This is a genomic window from Paenibacillus sp. RC21, assembly GCF_044907935.1.
GTDB lineage: Bacteria > Bacillota > Bacilli > Paenibacillales > Paenibacillaceae > Paenibacillus > Paenibacillus terrae_A.
Genome location: NZ_JBIYCS010000001.1, coordinates 535089 through 552148, shown reverse-complemented (window position 1 = coordinate 552148; position 17060 = coordinate 535089). Strand labels below are relative to the sequence as shown.

13 protein-coding genes and 1 pseudogene are annotated in these 17060 nt (G+C 46.5%); 4 read left to right on the top strand and 10 right to left on the bottom strand.

The window, feature by feature from the left end; translation table 11 throughout:
* Window positions 1–12: 12 nt before the first annotated feature.
* The gene (locus ABIA61_RS02620) at window positions 13–342 is read right to left on the bottom strand and encodes an antibiotic biosynthesis monooxygenase family protein (RefSeq protein WP_283655759.1); all 330 of its coding nucleotides are present in this window, start codon (window positions 340–342) and stop codon (window positions 13–15) included.
* A 155-nt stretch (window positions 343–497) separates the two neighbouring features.
* Here ABIA61_RS02620 and ABIA61_RS02615 point away from each other — a divergent pair, with 155 nt between their 5' ends.
* A complete protein-coding gene (locus ABIA61_RS02615) occupies window positions 498–1364 on the top strand; it encodes a LysR family transcriptional regulator (RefSeq protein ID WP_283655758.1) in 867 nt (288 codons plus the stop codon).
* Between the two features lie 50 nt (window positions 1365–1414).
* Here the strand turns inward: ABIA61_RS02615 and ABIA61_RS02610 are convergent, their stop codons facing one another.
* Window positions 1415–2608 carry a GTP-binding protein gene (locus tag ABIA61_RS02610; RefSeq protein WP_404580263.1) on the bottom strand — a complete coding sequence of 398 codons (1194 nt, stop codon included), beginning with the start codon at window positions 2606–2608 and terminating at the stop codon, window positions 1415–1417.
* A 195-nt stretch (window positions 2609–2803) separates the two neighbouring features.
* On the opposite strand from ABIA61_RS02610, the pseudogene ABIA61_RS02605 reads away from it, so the two are divergent.
* Window positions 2804–3307 (top strand): annotated as a pseudogene (locus tag ABIA61_RS02605) (multidrug resistance efflux transporter family protein); the annotation flags it as partial.
* Between the two features lie 226 nt (window positions 3308–3533).
* Here the strand turns inward: ABIA61_RS02605 and ABIA61_RS02600 are convergent.
* The 6 genes from ABIA61_RS02600 to ABIA61_RS02575 form a co-directional block, all read right to left on the bottom strand.
* Window positions 3534–4508 (bottom strand): aldo/keto reductase, encoded by a 975-nt coding sequence (locus tag ABIA61_RS02600; protein WP_283655757.1) that lies wholly within the window; start codon window positions 4506–4508, stop codon window positions 3534–3536.
* Between the two features lie 334 nt (window positions 4509–4842).
* Window positions 4843–7518, bottom strand: coding sequence for a YhgE/Pip family protein (locus tag ABIA61_RS02595; protein ID WP_404580262.1), 2676 nt, complete (start codon window positions 7516–7518; stop codon window positions 4843–4845).
* A 262-nt stretch (window positions 7519–7780) separates the two neighbouring features.
* Complete coding sequence (locus tag ABIA61_RS02590; protein WP_404580261.1) at window positions 7781–8389, bottom strand: DUF2062 domain-containing protein; 609 nt, start codon at window positions 8387–8389, stop codon at window positions 7781–7783.
* 134 nt (window positions 8390–8523) lie between these two features.
* The gene (locus tag ABIA61_RS02585) at window positions 8524–10977 is read right to left on the bottom strand and encodes a glycogen/starch/alpha-glucan phosphorylase (RefSeq protein WP_404580260.1); all 2454 of its coding nucleotides are present in this window, start codon (window positions 10975–10977) and stop codon (window positions 8524–8526) included.
* Window positions 10978–11023: 46 nt separating this feature from the next.
* On the bottom strand, window positions 11024–12127 hold the full coding sequence (gene glgD, locus ABIA61_RS02580; RefSeq protein WP_404519160.1) for a glucose-1-phosphate adenylyltransferase subunit GlgD: 1104 nt from the start codon (window positions 12125–12127) through the stop codon (window positions 11024–11026).
* A 23-nt stretch (window positions 12128–12150) separates the two neighbouring features.
* Window positions 12151–13296: a glucose-1-phosphate adenylyltransferase gene (locus ABIA61_RS02575; protein ID WP_283655752.1), complete on the bottom strand. Its 1146-nt coding sequence runs from the start codon at window positions 13294–13296 to the stop codon at window positions 12151–12153.
* Between the two features lie 255 nt (window positions 13297–13551).
* Between ABIA61_RS02575 and ABIA61_RS02570 the strand changes: the two genes are divergently transcribed.
* Entirely contained in the window at window positions 13552–13689 is a 138-nt protein-coding gene (locus ABIA61_RS02570; protein ID WP_200893397.1) for a hypothetical protein, read from the top strand.
* A 114-nt stretch (window positions 13690–13803) separates the two neighbouring features.
* Here the strand turns inward: ABIA61_RS02570 and ABIA61_RS02565 are convergent, their stop codons facing one another.
* Entirely contained in the window at window positions 13804–14616 is an 813-nt protein-coding gene (locus ABIA61_RS02565) for a DUF3891 family protein (protein ID WP_283655751.1), read from the bottom strand.
* Window positions 14617–14975: 359 nt separating this feature from the next.
* Here ABIA61_RS02565 and ABIA61_RS02560 point away from each other — a divergent pair, with 359 nt between their 5' ends.
* Entirely contained in the window at window positions 14976–15866 is an 891-nt protein-coding gene (locus ABIA61_RS02560; RefSeq protein ID WP_283655750.1) for a hypothetical protein, read from the top strand.
* Between the two features lie 189 nt (window positions 15867–16055).
* Here ABIA61_RS02560 and ABIA61_RS02555 read toward each other — a convergent pair whose 3' ends face one another.
* Complete coding sequence (locus tag ABIA61_RS02555) at window positions 16056–16913, bottom strand: DNA-binding protein (protein ID WP_283657840.1); 858 nt, start codon at window positions 16911–16913, stop codon at window positions 16056–16058.
* Between the last annotated feature and the right edge of the window lie 147 nt (window positions 16914–17060).

The window sequence follows — 17060 nt, the reverse complement described above, 5'->3', positions numbered from 1 at the left end:
ATTTCATCTATTTTATATTGTAAAAAAATAATCTCGTTCTACCTTGCTCACTCTTAAACCAAACGTTTTATACCATTCAGCTTTCCCTTTCTCCTGTGCTACCTTGTGCAGCTCGTTCTGTTTCCAATTTTTTATAGCGTCTAAGGATTCCCAATAAGAAACCGTGATGCCTACTCCGTTTTGGTCACGAACACTTTCCATGCCCAGAAAACCAGGTTGTTCAGCAGCCAGTTCCTCCATTTTGTCTCCCATCTTTCCATATCCGCCATCTCCTTCAGTACGTTCAGAAGTAAAGATAGCAGCATAATAAGGGGGCTGTGGCGTTTTTGCAATTGAATTCATAGGTACCTCCCAGAAATGAAATGGTTATCAGCTTTTTTCTTAAGTCTGGATTTTGCAAAATCCTCAAGTTCGATTATAACCACAAAACTAAGATAAAAAAAATGAATATATATGATACTATGTATGAATATATTTCATTTAATGTAGGAGGACACATGAATTTGTTTAAATATAAGGTCTTTCTTAGCGTAGTAGAAACAAGAAGCTTCACCAAAGCAGGAGAACTTCTCAAGCTTACACAATCCGCCATTAGCCATGCTGTTTCCGGTTTGGAACATGAATTGGGCTTGACTCTTCTGATTAGAGGACGTTCAGGCATCAAATTGACCAGCAATGGAGAACGTCTGATGAAGCATTTCAGAGAGATCGTACAAATGAACGAAAGGCTTTATCAAGAGGTCGATCTAATCAAAGGACTGGAGACCGGAACCGTCAAAATAGGTACGTTCTCAAGTGTATCCATCCAGTGGTTGCCCGGTATTATCCAAAAGTTTAATGAGCATTTTCCACTTATTGAACTGAAACTGCTCGACGGTAACTACCATAACATTGAGAATTGGATAGCCAGCGGAGAAGCTGATTTTGGCTTCGTTAATCTGCCTGCTTTAGACGTACTGGAAGTACTGCCGCTAAAAAAAGAAAGAATGCTGTGCGTACTGCCATCTAATCACATGCTTCGGGAGCAAACAACCATACGTGTGGATCAACTCCTCGATGAGTCCTTCATTATGCCTGCTTCTGGCTGCGACACCGATGTACGGAGAATTTTTTCACAGCACAAGCTTGCTCCGAAAATCAAATATGAATTAGAAGATGATCATGCCATTATGGCTATGGTGCAAAACGGACTGGGCGTAAGTATTCTTCCGGAAATGATTTTAGTTCAAAATCCTTATGAACTTTGTATTCGACCTTTGGATGGGCCATATTCACGTTCCATTGGTATTGCTGCTGCTTCTTTGAAGAACATGGCTCCAGCCGCCAAAAAGTGTATGAACTTCATTGCTGAATGGATTCGCTAGTAATCAATACATTAATAGCTATACATCCTGTTTAATTCAAAGACAAATAATTATTGCCCGTCTGACCACGGCAAGGGATTTTCAAAGTCAGACCAATCCATGTTCATCTCCGTATCGTTCAGTAGACATTGATCCAGTTCTATTTCCAGGTCCGATTGCTTCATTCCGATACCAATCATGACAATTTCGTTCATGCGGTCACCCCATTGCTCGTCCCAATTGTCCAGAGCTTCAGGGTTGGCTGCGACGATCTCCTGCCGTTCTTCCTCGGACAACGCCGCAAGCCAGCTTCCTGCCGGTCCGAACTGAATAGAGGGCCCTGCCTGGCTGATACTGGCTGCCCAATCCTGTGGGGTCGCAATCCAGGCCAAACCTTTGGCGCGAACGACCTCCTCCGGCCAGTAGCTCATAAATTCAGCCAATCTGGCAGGATGGAACGGTCTTCTGCGTCGATATACAAAGGAATTGATTCCATATTCGTCCGTTTCCGGTGTATGGCTCTCTAGCTCCAGCTCACGAATCCATCCGGCGGATTGGCTGGCCTTGTCAAAGTTAAACAATCCCGTGTTCAAAATGTCCGAAGGAGCGACCTGTCCCTTGGAAGTACGAATGATTCTGGCTTCAGGCTGCAATCTGCGCAGCACGCCCTCAAGTTTGTCCAGCTCCGCGGGCTGAACCAAATCGCATTTATTCAGAATCAGTACATCACAGGTTTCAATCTGGTCAATCAGTAAGTCCGAAATATCACGCGTGTCGTCTTCTCCCGTAGCCTGCCTGCGATCCAGCAGCGTTTCTCCTGATTCAAAATCATGCCAGAAACGGTTCGCATCGACCACAGTCACCATACAATCGAGCTTTGCCAGGGAAGCCAAATCAATGCCTGTCCTTTCATCGGCGTACGTAAAGGTTTGAGCGATAGGCACAGGTTCGCTGATCCCTGTAGATTCGATTAAAATATAATCAAACTCGCCTTGTTCCGCCAGCTTCTTGACTTCCAGCAGCAGGTCTTCACGCAATGTGCAGCAAATACAGCCGTTGGACAGTTCAACCAGTTTCTCTTCTGTTCTGGACAAGCCACCTTCTTTTTTTACCAGTTCGGCGTCAATGTTTACTTCGCTCATGTCATTGACGATCACGGCCACTTTCATTCCATCCCGATTGTTTAACACATGATTCAAAATCGTTGTTTTCCCTGCCCCCAAATATCCACTCAGCACCGTTACCGGTATTACTTTCTTATTCATTGGTGGTACGCTCCCTTTAATATATGCTCATCTTCATCATACTTTTTTTAAATCGTAATAATTACTATTAATATAGGCATTCAGTAATATACATGATCTCTTTCGCCTTGTCAACTGCGAAGAAGCCCTTGAAATGAATCATAAAAAGTTATTAATATATGATAATAACGATACTTAAAGAATAAGGTGAATGTTTTGCGATCAATCTGGCTAGGTGTATTGGCTGCTTTCTTTTTTGCTTTTACTTTTGTTCTCAATCGGTCAATGGAGCTATCAGGGGGGAGCTGGATATGGAGTGCTTCTTTGCGATATCTGTTTATGCTCCCCATTTTATTCGTCATCGTTTTGACCCAACACAAGCTTAAACCTCTTTGGAACGTCATGAGAGAACAAGCGTGGACCTGGGTTCTATGGAGCTTCGTCGGGTTTGGATTGTTTTATGCTCCATTGTGCTTCGCATCAGCTTATTCACCAGGCTGGCTGATCGCTGGAACGTGGCAAATTACCATTATTTCCGGTTCTTTGCTTGTCCCGTTATTTTCTGAAATTGTGCAAACGGAGAACGGTCCTTTAAAAGTACGAGGGAAAATCCCCATTCAGGGACTTATGATGTCTTTGGTTATTTTACTCGGCATTATTCTCATGCAAATCGAACAATCGCAATCCATTTCTGCTCAAGATTTTTTATTCGGTATCATGCTCGACATGATTCTGCATAGTTATAGTACACATGATATAAAAATCCTCCCTCGGATGATGCCTAAAAAGACAGATCACGTTTAGCGCAGGGCTATTCTGATCATGATCGCTTATCGTTCAGGTTTTGACAGGGCATTTAGTAAAAAAAGCAGCAGATCCAGGATATATTCCTGATCTGCTGCTTCTTTGCGATTCACTTCTTGTCTTTGATAGGAAGGATGCTAAATTACCATGCGTAGGCTTCCGGCGCAGGTTTGCCGGGGCCAGGGAAAATCTCATTCAGCTTGCTAAGCACATCCTCGCTCAATTTGACCTCAGGCACACGCAGAGCATCCTCCAGCTGATCCAATGTCCGTGGGCCGATAATCGGAGCCGTTACGGCCGGATGAGACAATACCCAAGCCAGCGCAATCACGTCTTCCTTTTCGCCCAGCTCGCGGGACAACGCTGCAAATTGCTCCAGCTTCCCACGATTTTGTTCAATCTTTTCCTTGGAACGTGCGCTACGCGAGCCTGTACCTGCCAATGCATTACGTCCCAGCAATCCGCCAGCCAGCGGGCTCCATGGAATAACGCCGAGTCCCAGCTCCTGGGCCGCAGGTAATACCTCTAGCTCGGCGGAACGCTCATTCAGGTTATACAAATGCTGCTCGGATACAAGCCCCAAAAAACGGCGTGCCTTCGCTTCGGCCTGCGCCACAGCAATATGCCAGCCCGCAAAGTTACTGGAACCGATATAATCAACTTGTCCCCGATCCACAACCGACTCGAATACACCCCACAGCTCATCCCATGACACGTTTCGGTCAATATGATGCATCTGATACAGCTCGATATGATCGGTCTGCAAACGTTTCAGAGAAGCATCCAAATGACGGCGAATTTTGTAAGCTGACAAGCCTGATCCTGCGTTCGGCCCGTCGTTCTCATTTTTCATATCCCCGTATACCTTCGTCGCAAGCACGACCTTCTCGCGTCTTCCGCCACCCTGCTGAAACCAGCGTCCGATAATTTCCTCCGTCCACCCTTTGCGGTCATGACCATATACATTGGCTGTATCAAAGAAATTAATGCCCGCATCCAGCGCAGCATCCATAATTTTAAACGCTTCCTTTTCTTCGGTTTCCGGCCCAAAATTCATCGTGCCCAGACACAACCGACTAACCTTTAAGCCTGACTTTCCCAAGTATGAATACTCCATATTGCCTCCCGCCTTTGCCTAAGAATTTTAAATACCGTAAAAATCCCATGCCAAAAAAAACCATACTCATTTCATTAACCAGAAAACACCACTTTGAAACACCCCGAAATGGTAATATATTTTTTAGCGCATACAAAAAACCCCCACGCACTACCGAAGCAGCAAGCGCGAGGCCATCCCCCCTCATACTACCACCCACCGTTAAAGGGAAAGTGACTTTACAGTGGTAGCCCCAGCGAAGCGGAGGATTTGAATCTGTAGAAGCGCCAGCGATCGTAAGATCAAATCCTTCGCGGAGCCGCCCACACACCGTAACTCTCTCTCTTTTTAACAATCAAGGAATCAATTTAGTCTCTTTCGCTCGCTCAGCCATCTTTTTCGTATACTTGCTGAGCGGCTTCTTAAATACCAATCCAAACAGGAAGCAAACCCCGATAAATACAAACAGCATCACCACATCACGTGTCACCGTCGAAGGCAGCATCCCCCCTACCGTTTCTCGTAACAGACTAACCGCATAGGTGAAAGGAACGAACGGATTCAATGCTTGAAAAAACGGCGTGCTCGTCGCAATCGGGAATGTGCCCCCTGAGCTGGAGAACTGAAGCACCAGCAAGATAACCGCCAGCCCCTTACCGATATTGCCAAACACCGAAACCAGTGTATAGGTCATAGCTGTGAATACGAGACTGATCAGTATGGAGGAAAGTACAAATGAAACTTTGGCATCCACATATGCCCCGAGCAGGAACAAGTCACCGACCGACACGCTAAGCGCCTGAAATATACCGATAGTGGAGAACGTCATAAGCCGTCCGAAGTACACTTGGTAGCTTTTGTATTTACCTTCCGGGTCTTCCACATCTACCCTGAACATCGACACCAGCAGCATTGCACCTACCCAAATCGACAATGTGGTATAAAAAGGCGACATCGCAGAACCATAGTTCGGAATCGGATAAATACGCTCCTGTTTCAATGAAACCGGACTGCCGAGAAAATCGCTCTCCTTTTTCACATCCCCCTTGAGCAATGCAATGGCCCGTCCAAGGGCATTTTCGCCTTTGAGCTTGCGAATCGTGTCTGCGGCCTGACGTATGGAATCCTCAGCAGCAGGAAGATCCGTTCTCACAAAATTGGCGACCTGGTGCACCGCATGTTCTGCCTCAGGAAACTTGTTCTCAATCAGGTCAGCCATTTTGATAAACTGCTGCTCCGCCTTCGGCAAATCGTTGCGCACAAAATCCGCCGCCTGATGAATCTTACTTTTAACTGCTGGCAAATCGTTATTCACGAAGTCCGCTGCTTTGTTTACAGCATTCGTAAATTCGCCCATGCGTCCCTGAATCGTCGTAGCCGCTTCATGCAGCTTTTGCCGGTATTGCGGCAGATCCTGTTGGAGACGGGTCAGTTCTTCCTGACCGAATTGTGCGGCAGCCTGAGCGTCGTTTAATATTTTTTCAATATTCGGCAGCTGCTCTTGGGCCGTATTCAGCACATTCGCAGAATTACGGGCAACGGTCTTTATTTGATCCAACGCTTTTTGAATGGCTGGTGCGTATTCCGTATCATAGTTGCCCAAAATGCTGTCAATCCCCTTGCTGATTTCTCCAGCAAGGCGGTCAGCGTTATCCAGCAGATTTTGTGCAGGCTTCTCGCCGCGCTGAATGGCATCCCCGATGCTTGTAACCGTGCTATTCAAGCGACGGAAACGGTCTTCTACACCGCTCACACGGGAAATGAGCGAATCCAGCGGCTGACTCGGCAAATACCCGTTAACACGGGACAGCAACTGAGAAATACGATCCAGCACTCCCACGGCAGTGGTCAGTCTTCCGCTAACCCGATTCACTGCAGCCTGTGCTGCTTTAGGATCAAAATCAACACCGCGGATGATCCCTGTGATCTCCGAAACTTCATTTGCCATTTGCTGTACCAACTGTAAATCCTCTTTGACCACCGTTCCGATTGAATCAAGCGCACCATCATTTTTATCCAGAAAGTCAAGCAATCCGTTTGTAAAATCCTTGCCCGTATCCGCAATTTTTTGTACTTCCGGCAACGCTTTTTGTGCGGCATTAATGACCATGAGCGCTGTTTGCGTGTCCTCTAGGGCCGTAGCCAATGCGCTTTCTACCTTACCGAAATTTTGATCCAGCTCCACGATCCGATCTCCGGCCTTTTGAATATCCGGCAGCCTTTTTTGTATATCTAAAATAACCGCCGCCACCTTGTCCAGCTCGGGCAAGTTTTTTTCAATTTTGAGCACCAGATCGCCAGCACGGTTAATTTCAGGGATTTTCTCCTTCAATGCGATGATCTTTTGTCCCTGTGCCTTAATTTTCGGCAAATTCTGCTCCAACTCGATTGCCTGCTTGCCTAACCTGTCGATATCCGGCAGTCGGTTGTTCAGCTCCAACACCCGGTTCTCAATGTTGCGAATGGTTGGCAGCTCCTCCTCCAGCTTCACCCCAGCTTCCTTTAACTTGGTTAGTACGGCCTGACTGGCGGTTTCAATAAAGTTTTGGCTAATCTGATTCGTCAGAGCGGTTGCTCCCGAAGATGTAATTTTCGGTGCGACCGCATTAATTTTTTCATTGACGGCGTAATCAATCTCTGGCTTTTGCGGATTTTCCGTGAGCACGCTCGTAATTTTTTGGGAAAAATCCTTTGGAATGAGCAGACTCGCGTAATAATCTCCATTCAGCACACCTTTTCTCGCTTCTGCTTCGTTGACAAAGGTCCAGCCCAGTTTCTTGTTATTTTGAAGGTTATGCAAAACCTCGTCACCGATATTAATCTTCTTCCCGTTCACCTCAGCACCCTGATCCTGACTCGTTACTGCAATTTTAATACCAGATGTATTCGCATAAGGATCCCACATTGCTTTCAAATTTACCCATGCATAGACGGAAGGCAAAAGAATAATACCAATGACTAATAAAGTCCCGGTTGATACTTTGAATACATTTTTCCAGTCTGTTAAGTAGATTTGCCATATCTTCTGCAACTTCACCACTCCTTGTATGTACATTAACCTGTCGTCCAGTGTTGTATGCACACGTATTGTAAACGATTCGAGCGAATGAAGCCAATTATTGTATACAAACTCAACCGATCCAATAATTTCCAACAAAATAAGCCGATAACTTCAAAAAGCGCCTTGTTCTCCCTAAAGAGCAAGGCGCTTTTTGAGTTCCCCTCCCACGAAGAAACAACAAGAAGCCCCTCAGGCCTAGTTCATAGGCTTAAGGAGCTTCTTCCTCGCTACATTATCCGTTTTTCAACAGTCTGGCCGCTGAAAAGGCTGCGCCATGACGCAATTTCCGCTTTTCCAGCCGTTTGTGCAGCGAACGGTTATACAGAACTTGAATGACAAAATACGAGATAACCCCTAGCACCACACCGAAAATCGACATGCCAATCAGAATGTGCAGTCCTCCATGCAGCAAGTCTCTAAATACAGACCAATTGCCATGAAACAGCTCCATAAAGGAATGTTCATGGAGCCTGCCTCCCCGTACATGTACCGGGTAATGGGACGGATAAATCCAAGCTCCCAATTGCTTGGCGAACGGCATCAGCACAATCGGCAAAAAGGTCAGCTTACCTACAACGTTGCCTACAATTGCCGCAGGCAACGAGCCGCCAGACAGCCGGACAATCGGGTAAAACACGAGATATACCAGCGAAGCCGTGGAGATAACAATCATCTCCAAAGCGAAGCCAATGGCAAAGCCCAAAGAGATTTTCTTCACTCCACCCGGCGCACGCAGCAGCTTGATGAAATTCAGGCGAATCGCCCGCCATATATTTTGAAACACATTATATTTCTTCTTCGATTGTTTAGATTTGAGCCTGTTCGGATTGAGATTTATCAATAGGAGGACTCCTTCAACAGTACAATTCAAGTTCAGGAATGAGGTTATACAGCTACCCATCCTTACTTATGTCTATACTGTCATTATAACCCTCAGCGTTCGAAAAGCAATGCCATTCCGCCTGTTTCGCCGTATTAGGACAAGATTCGCTTGTTGACATCGTTTTGGAGAGGTACAATGTTCCAAATATCGGCCGCGTACTGCTGAATTGTGCAATCACTGGAAAACTTGCCGGCATGTGCCATGTTTACAATAGCACGCCGCGTCCACTCAGACGGATTCCGGTACACCTGCTCGATATGCACCTGAGTATCTACATACGCCGCAAAATCCTTGAGCACAAAGTATTCGTCATTGTGATCAATCAAGGATTGATAAATAGCCTCAAATTCCCGTTCATGCCGCGTAAAAGGAGCATCATTCACCAGTTGATCCAGCACTTCACGCAGCCGTTCGTCGCTGTTGGCTGTTTTGCGCGCTGAATACTGCCCGTCCCGGTAATACGCCTCGATCTGATCCACCTTCATTCCGAAAATGAACATATTGGCATCGCCTACCATTTCATGCATTTCTACATTGGCTCCGTCCAGCGTACCCAGGGTGAGTGCACCATTCATCATAAATTTCATGTTTCCAGTGCCTGAAGCTTCCTTGCCTGCCGTGGAAATTTGCTCGCTGACATCAGCCGCAGGAATAATCAGCTCGGCCAGTGAAACCGAGTAATTTTCCAGAAAAACGACTTTCAGCTTGTCCCTGACATCCACATCCCGATTGATCGTGTCCGCTACGTTGTTAATGAGCTTAATCGTCTGCTTGGCAAGATAATAGCCGGGAGCAGCTTTAGCCCCAAAAATAAACGTACGCGGTACCACATCTAGAGAAGGATTATGCTTGAGCTGATTGTATACGTGCATCACATGCAAAATATTAAGCAGTTGCCGCTTATATCCATGCAGCCGTTTAACCTGTACATCAAAAATCGAGGACGTATCCAGTCGCACGCTCTGTTTAGCAAAAACCTGCTCGGCGAGCCTGACTTTATTATTTCGCTTAATCGCCTGTATCCGTTCCTTGAACGACTCGTCCCCGCTGTAACGAAGCAGGTCGATCAACTCGCGTGGACGAGTTCTCCAGCGTGTGCCTATCGTTTCATCATACAAGCTTGCCAGCTCGGGATTCGCGTGCATGAGCCAGCGGCGATGGGCAATTCCGTTCGTTTTATTGTTAAAACGGCCGGGGTACAACTCGTGAAACGGCTTCATTTCCCGCTCCTTCAAAATTTGCGTGTGCAGAGCAGCCACCCCGTTGACGCTGTAGCTGCCGACAATCGCCAGATGGGCCATGCGAATTTGCTCACCGTAAATAATCGCCATTTCACCAATTTTGATGTCCTGTCCCGGATAATGCTCCAGCAGCATTGCACAATAACGCTTGTTAATCTCTTCAATGATAAGAGAAACTCGCGGAAGCAGCTCCCGCACCATATTGACAGGCCATTGCTCCAGCGCCTCGCTCAATATCGTGTGATTCGTATATGAAACCGTCCGCGTCGTAATATCCCACGCTTCATCCCAGCCCAAGCCCTTCACGTCCATCAAAATACGCATAAGCTCCGGTATTACGAGCGTCGGATGTGTATCATTAATATGCAGCGCTATTTTGTCAGGCAACTGGCTGTAGGGCAACCGAAGCTTCTCAAACGTCCGCAAAATACTTTGCAAGCCGGCCGAGCAGAGGAAATACTGCTGCTTCAAGCGAAGCAGCTTGCCCTCATAATTCGAATCGTCCGGGTACAGAAACGCCGAAATGGATTCTACCGAACGATTGTAGTCAAGAAAGCGGTAGTAACCGCCTTCGCCTCGAATCGGCCCTCGGACAGGATCAAGTGCCGATTCCGCACTCCAGATCCGCAGCGTATTCACCTGCGCATGTCCGTAGCCCACAAGCGGAATATCGTACGGAACTGCCCAGACCGTTTCGGCATCCTGCGTCTCGAATACAAGACGACCGTTCTCCTCCCGAGTTTCCACACGTCCCCAGAACTGAACCTCGACCTTCTTGTCGGGGCGGCGCTCCTCCCAGACGTTCCCTTTTTGCAGCCAGTAATCAGGCAGCTCCACCTGGTTTCCATCCACAATACGCTGCTCGAACAGGCCATACTTGTAACGGATGCCGCAGCCATGTCCTGCATAGCCAAGGGATGCCAGCGAATCCATGAAGCAAGCCGCCAGACGGCCGAGACCGCCATTGCCCAGCCCCGCGTCTGCCTCCTGTTCTTCAATCTTTTCCAGATCCCAGCCCAGCTCTCCCAGTGCCTGCCGGACCATATCCAGCACGCCCAAATTCAGCAAATTGCTGCCCAGCAGACGGCCTATCAAAAATTCCAGTGAAAAGTAATAGACCTGCTTCTCTTGTCCTTCTTTATAGGCTTGGTTCGTTTCCGCCCAATTTTTGCCGACTTGTTCGCGGATCATACCGCCCAAAACCTTGTATATGTCTTCCGCCTGAGCTTCCTGCATCGGCTTGCCCAGCCTTCCGACCAGTTGCTCTCGAAAAGCCTGCTTAAATGCTTCTTTATTGCTGAACAAAGGTGTGACCTCCTGTTATTTCCGTTTTAAATGCTCAATTATATTTTTAAATCACGCTATTTTTGGCAATGACATAGGGTACTCTGGCGTTTCCAATCAGGGTACGATCCGGTGAAAGCTGCACATCCTTATCCAAAATCACATTCTCCACCACTGCGCCTTTACGGATCACACATTTCTGCATAATGATCGAGTTGCTTACCCGTGCGCCCTCCTCCACCCGTACCCCGCGAAAAAGGATGCTGTTCTCCACCTTGCCCCCAATCGTGCAGCCGTTGGCGATAAGCGAATGATCCACCTCGGCAGTGTCCGTATAACGTGTTGGAGCTTCATATTTGATTTTCGTATGCACCGGCTGATTCTGGAACAGCGCTTGATATTGCTGCTGATCCAGCAGCTTCATGCTGTTTTTATAGTAACTCTCAATGGAATTAATCACGGCATGATAGCCTTCATAGGGATATGCATAAATGCGCAGGCCACTAGGGTTTTTCTGAATGGCATCCCGGAAAAAATGGTTATCCTGATGAGCAATGCAATGCTTCACCTGATCAAGATACAGGCTTTTTTCCATGACAAAAATTTCCAAATAAATATTATGATGATCCTGCTCCTGATGAATGCCCGTCACCCGTCCGTCCTCATCAATCTCCAGTCGAACACAAGGAGCGTGCTCAGATTCGAGCTGATGTATTGCTTTGTACACAAGGGTGACGTCCGCGTTCTTCTCCCGATGGTAACGGTATACATCCTCAATATCAACCTTGTTGACATGCTGGGTTCCGGCGTGAACAATCGTCTGACCTGATGAGCGATGAAAAAAGTCCAGATTGTTGTGTACATGCTGCAAATCTCCAAGGGATGCATCCGTCGGATCATTCCAGTCTGGTGGCAAAATAAACAGTCCGCCCCGCCTGCGGTCCAAATCCCAAGGCCGACCTTCACCCAGATGATCCAGCAGCGATCGGTATTTGCGGCGGATGAACAGTGCAATATCATGCACCCCTGCATGCATCATATTAGATAAGGTAAAATCAATGAGCCGATATCGACTGGCAAAGGGTACTGCGGCCCCGCACCGGAAATAGGTCAATTCCTTCAACTGATCCAGTTCGTGATCCAGGTTGATGACTCCAATGAGTCGGCTCATAGCGGACACCGTCCTTATCCGGGTTATATTCGTGCATGAAGCTGGCTTTCCTGATCGAACAAAACAATTTCATTCGAGCTGCCCTCAGATCCGATGACCGCGTTGTCTTCAATAATGATGTTTTCGCTCACGATGGCCCGGTGAATGCGAACATTGCGACCAATTTTGACGTTTGGCATAATGACAGAATCGGTAATAACACTCCCTTCTCCTACCTCAACTCCGTAAAAAAGCACAGAATGCCTGACCTCTCCGTCCACCACGCAGCCTTCATTCACAATGCTGTTTTTCAGAATAGCCCGTTGGGTTATATACTGGGCCGGTTGATTAGGACTACGGGTATAGATGCGCCAGAAAGAGTCATTCAGATCCAGCGGCGGGTCCTGAGCCAACAGATCCATGTTGGACTCCCACAAGCTCTGAATGGTGCCTACATCCTTCCAGTACCCGGCAAACGGGTACGCATACAGCGACCGTCCATGCTGGAGCAGCAATGGAATGATATCCTTGCCAAAATCATGCGAGGATTCAGCATCGCTCGCGCTCTCCAGCAGATATCGGCGCAACACCTCCCATTTGAACAAATAAATGCCCATGGAGGCCAGCGTGCTTTTCGGCTGCTCCGGCTTCTCCTCAAAGTCGTATATTTTCAAATCATCATCGGCGTTCAGAATCCCGAATCTTTTGGCTTCCTGAATCGTGACGTCGATGACGGAAATAGTGCAGTCTGCTCCCTTTTCCTTGTGATAGTCGAGCATGCGACTGTAATCCATTTTATAAATGTGATCTCCTGACAGAATGAGTACATGCTCCGGGTCGTACTGATCCAAAAAATGCAAATTCCGATAAATGGCATCCGCCGTACCTCGATACCAATTGTTCCCATTCTCCTTTTCGTGGGGAGGTAACACGAAAACTCCTCCATCCAGGCGATCCAAATCCCAGTCACTGCCTACACCGATATAGGAATGAAGCACCAGCGGTTCATATTGGGTCAGCACGCCTACAGTATCAATACCGGAATGAGTGCAATTGCTGAGGGGAAAATCAATGATGCGGTAGGTTCCTCCAAAAAATACAGCCGGTTTGGCAAGTGTACGGGTCAGTCCTTTGAGTCTTTTGCCTTGTCCGCCAGCGAGCAGCATGGCAACTACTTCCTTCTTTCTCATAACAAAGACCTCCCTGTCATGTGCATCTGAAGCAATTGCGGCAGGATACTTGATAATATCCATTAAACGTGAATAGGCAGTCGTAATCGTTTCATGGACGAAGGACGGGTAAGATTTGATGGAAAGGGTAAAATCATAGTTATGCGGAACGGGCGCAATGAAGCACTAAATCGTGAAATCCCGTTCATCATTTCACATTTTGGATGATTTTAAATCGTTAGCGTATGACAACATGAGCATAAGGAGGCATGAATCATGAAGAATAAAAAATGGGTCATAGCAGCATTGGGAATGGGTGTTGCGTATCTGATGAAAAATAAAGGGGCGCGCAATAAGGTATTGAACAAGGCGCAGACCCTGATCAACCGCGCGAGAACATCTACAAAATCGTAAAGCTTTAATCCAAGAAAAAGAAAGCCTCTCTGAATAGGCATTCAGGGAGGCTTTGCTCTGACTTCCTCTACGTCCACGAACACAATGCCCGTTCGAAGGAGTATTTGAAGATGGTCAGGCATTCTCCTGATGTTCTTCTACTTCCATAATATGTTCGACGGTAAAGGTTCGATGCATCCATTCAGAGGATCGGTAGGCGTGTAAAAGACCTGCTATACGAATTTGCTCTTTATCTACCTTTTTGAAGGTATGAGTTATTTCCACCTTTCCAGTAAAAGGGAAAAAGGAAAGGCCCACAGTCTGATCCGACAGCCACTCGGCACGGACTCGCCCACATTCATGGCGAACCGCCGGAAAGCTCAATCCGTTAGCAAACCATTCATAATCTGCAGCAGGTGTACCCGGCTCACGGCTGCACAGAAACAGACTCAATTCGTCGCAGAACAACATTCTGCGTACATCCGTCCGCACCTGATGGTCAAAGGTTACACCAAATGACATCTCCTGTTTGAGCCTGTGCCGACGCTGTTCCTCCGCCACCTGATAAGCACGCGTCACTTGCTTGTCCTGAGCATCCTTATGCTCGGTCCGTCCGACGAGCTCCTTGTACATCAGGCTGCACAGCAGTGCCGCGTAGGAATTCACTTGCTCGACTTCATCAATTCCGAGACGATAAAACACAAAACGTGGATTGAGTGGAAAATCAATAAACGTATAGGGGGCAGACACCTGATCATTCCAGAAAGGAGCGGCGTCCAACTCAATCCACCCCCGGTCATGTTCCCGTGCTGCATATACAAAATCCTGTTTATGCCGTCTATTCTTAAAAGCACTTTCTTCCCACTGTAAAGCCAACTCACCTGAAATATGGGCATGGTCATGCTGCGTCGTCATCATATAAGCTTGGTCCGTTTCATAAATAACCACATGCTCTCCCCTTCCGTCCGGCGATTCATCTGATTCGTGTAAAAACCTCTGTTTGAAGGCCATGGTTATACTTATTTTCATTATATCAGGATAAGGGTAAAAAGGCAGTGAAGTTTTCCGCCTCCTTACTTCTAATTACCCATGTGCTTCCTCACTCGAAACTGCTGTGGCGTCATCCCTTCCGTCTAATCCTGCTGTTCATGAGTAGTACCGATTTTTTTTGATTTTGGTGTCTAAAGTACAGGTGCAGCATTTTTTTACAATCTATTGATTTACGAAAAAGACTATCCAATGGTACGATAAGACCACATGTTATTCCAAACATTACCTATACATCTAGATCAGGAGGATTAAGAAAAATGGATGAATTAGTTCGTTCGATTCAAAAACAGATTCGCATTAAAAGAGTTGCCTGCTGGGCGGGGATCATCCTGTGCGGGCTGTGCGCCTTAATTGGCATAGCTGCTCAAGAGTGGCTCATGGCCCTCATTACAGTTGGAGCTACTATTTTATGTATCTATAGCTTAATGCTTATGCGCGGGATGACGAAATTTTCTGTGGAATATCAACCGGGAAAACGCTTCCGCTACTATCGTCGTACCGTTCAGCAAAAGTTGGGTTATATCACCTGGGTGCAATGCTTGCTAGGAGCTTTTATTGCCCTGAATTTCACCGTGCTTAGCGGCGGGATGGTCCTTTTTGTCGTAGCCATCTTTGGTATTCTGACCCTTCAGTTCAGTATCAAGAAACGGATTAAAAATCATCAGGAGCCTGATGCCGCCGACTTGGCTGAGTTTGTACGTTTGGGGATCATCTCTCCCCATGAGCAGACGATTGGCGTGTATAAAGATTTTGTGCATCTTACCCATACGTTTCGGGGGAACCAAATTATGATCGTGACGGATAAACGCCTGATTTCCGTGTTTATAGAGGAACAGGGTCGTGCGTTGAAAACAGAAATGCTGCTCTCAAGCATAAATAAAGTACGTGCAATCGAAACGGGTTTTCAGGGTAAGGGATTATTGCTTTCGGTGAGCAACCGGGATCATAATGAGTTTCACATACATATGATCGGGCAAAGCATTTACTTTTCTCCAGAGCAGTTCGTCGGTTCTTTTCTACGGGCATTGGATGCGGCATTCAAAAGTGCACCGTACCATTTGGAAGAAACATTCCCAGCCTACCAGCAGTTGAAAATTTCATTGCATCCATCAGAGCAGGGTGTTCTGCATAAGCCTACAACTGCTTAGTCTTCATATAACGACGCCAAATAGCAAGCAAGCCCGATTCGTACTGAGCTTACTTGCTATTTGGCATACTTTTACATCAAATATCTACTTGCTGGAGAACTTCTTTTCTGCTTACTTCTGTCCAATTAATGATTTGCTCCATGATAAAACACGGAAATGAGGTCATGACTTGTAACAAACACCAGCAAGCTAAACAGACTGAGCGACAGAGGCTGTGAAATCAATTTTTTCATCCTTTAACACTCCTTTTAAAATAGTTATATATTGGTCTTGCTGTGTTGCCGTAGCTTGGGATCTGAAAATCTCAAAAATGGCGGTACACTTCCTGAACTCATGCTCATGTTCCATACCCAGGGTATCTGACAGCATGAGGGATTGCAGAATATAGTCCAGCGCAACCGTGAACTGCTGCTGCTTGATGTAATAGAGAGACAGTTGATAGCAAAAGCGAAAATAATAAGACACATTCACAGGCTCTTCGAGATATTTGAAATCGTCAATTTGTTCAGCAAAGGGCTCAAGCACAACCTCTAAAGAATAGTCGTGCCTGGATGCCCCCTCCACGATGGAAAGAAGCCCCGGTAACAGTTCTTCCGGATTGTCCCGAAGGAATTGAACGTATTCTTGCAACACTTCGGAACAGCCTGACAAAATATCAAGGGCATACAGATTGGCTTTGGCAGCATGGCGATAATATTCGATTTCCGCTTCCCCTTGAGGATCAAGACCATTAAACCAGCCCAATTCCGCATACTTTTCGATGCAATCTCGGGCTTCATCATATTTGCCCTGTTTCTGGAAGGCCATTCCTTTCATCAGATGACTGTATCCATAGTAATATACTAGTGGACGTTTGGTATGTATGGGTTGTACGGGTTTCTTGTGCGCTTTGTAGAACTGTAACTCCTGATACTTCTGGCTGGCACGCTCGTACAGATGATCACATAATGCAATCATATTGGCTCCGTCGTTAAACGAAAATGACAGCTTAATCATATTAACAAGTACATCTAAATCTGTTATGTCGGAGTGAACAAGATCATCCACCCTCCCCACCTCCTTGTCCGACTTTTCATATTCACGAAATAGAAAGTTCGCCAAACCAAAGAATTTCTGAATAACGATTATTAAATAACTTAATTACGTAATTATAACTTAATTAAGTTATATCATAAAACCAACGATGCCGCAAGC

Bases quoted from the DNA above. Each gene is read 5' to 3' on its own strand.
- glgD (WP_404519160.1), bottom strand. From the start codon at position 12,127: ATGAGCCGACTCATTGGAGTCATCAACCTGGATCACGAACTGGATCAG.
- ABIA61_RS02600 (WP_283655757.1), bottom strand. From the start codon at position 4,508: ATGGAGTATTCATACTTGGGAAAGTCAGGCTTAAAGGTTAGTCGGTTG.
- ABIA61_RS02615 (WP_283655758.1), top strand. From the start codon at position 498: ATGAATTTGTTTAAATATAAGGTCTTTCTTAGCGTAGTAGAAACAAGA.
- ABIA61_RS02610 (WP_404580263.1), bottom strand. From the start codon at position 2,608: ATGAATAAGAAAGTAATACCGGTAACGGTGCTGAGTGGATATTTGGGG.
- ABIA61_RS02620 (WP_283655759.1), bottom strand. From the start codon at position 342: ATGAATTCAATTGCAAAAACGCCACAGCCCCCTTATTATGCTGCTATC.
- ABIA61_RS02560 (WP_283655750.1), top strand. From the start codon at position 14,976: ATGGATGAATTAGTTCGTTCGATTCAAAAACAGATTCGCATTAAAAGA.
- ABIA61_RS02570 (WP_200893397.1), top strand. From the start codon at position 13,552: ATGAAGAATAAAAAATGGGTCATAGCAGCATTGGGAATGGGTGTTGCG.
- ABIA61_RS02575 (WP_283655752.1), bottom strand. From the start codon at position 13,296: ATGAGAAAGAAGGAAGTAGTTGCCATGCTGCTCGCTGGCGGACAAGGC.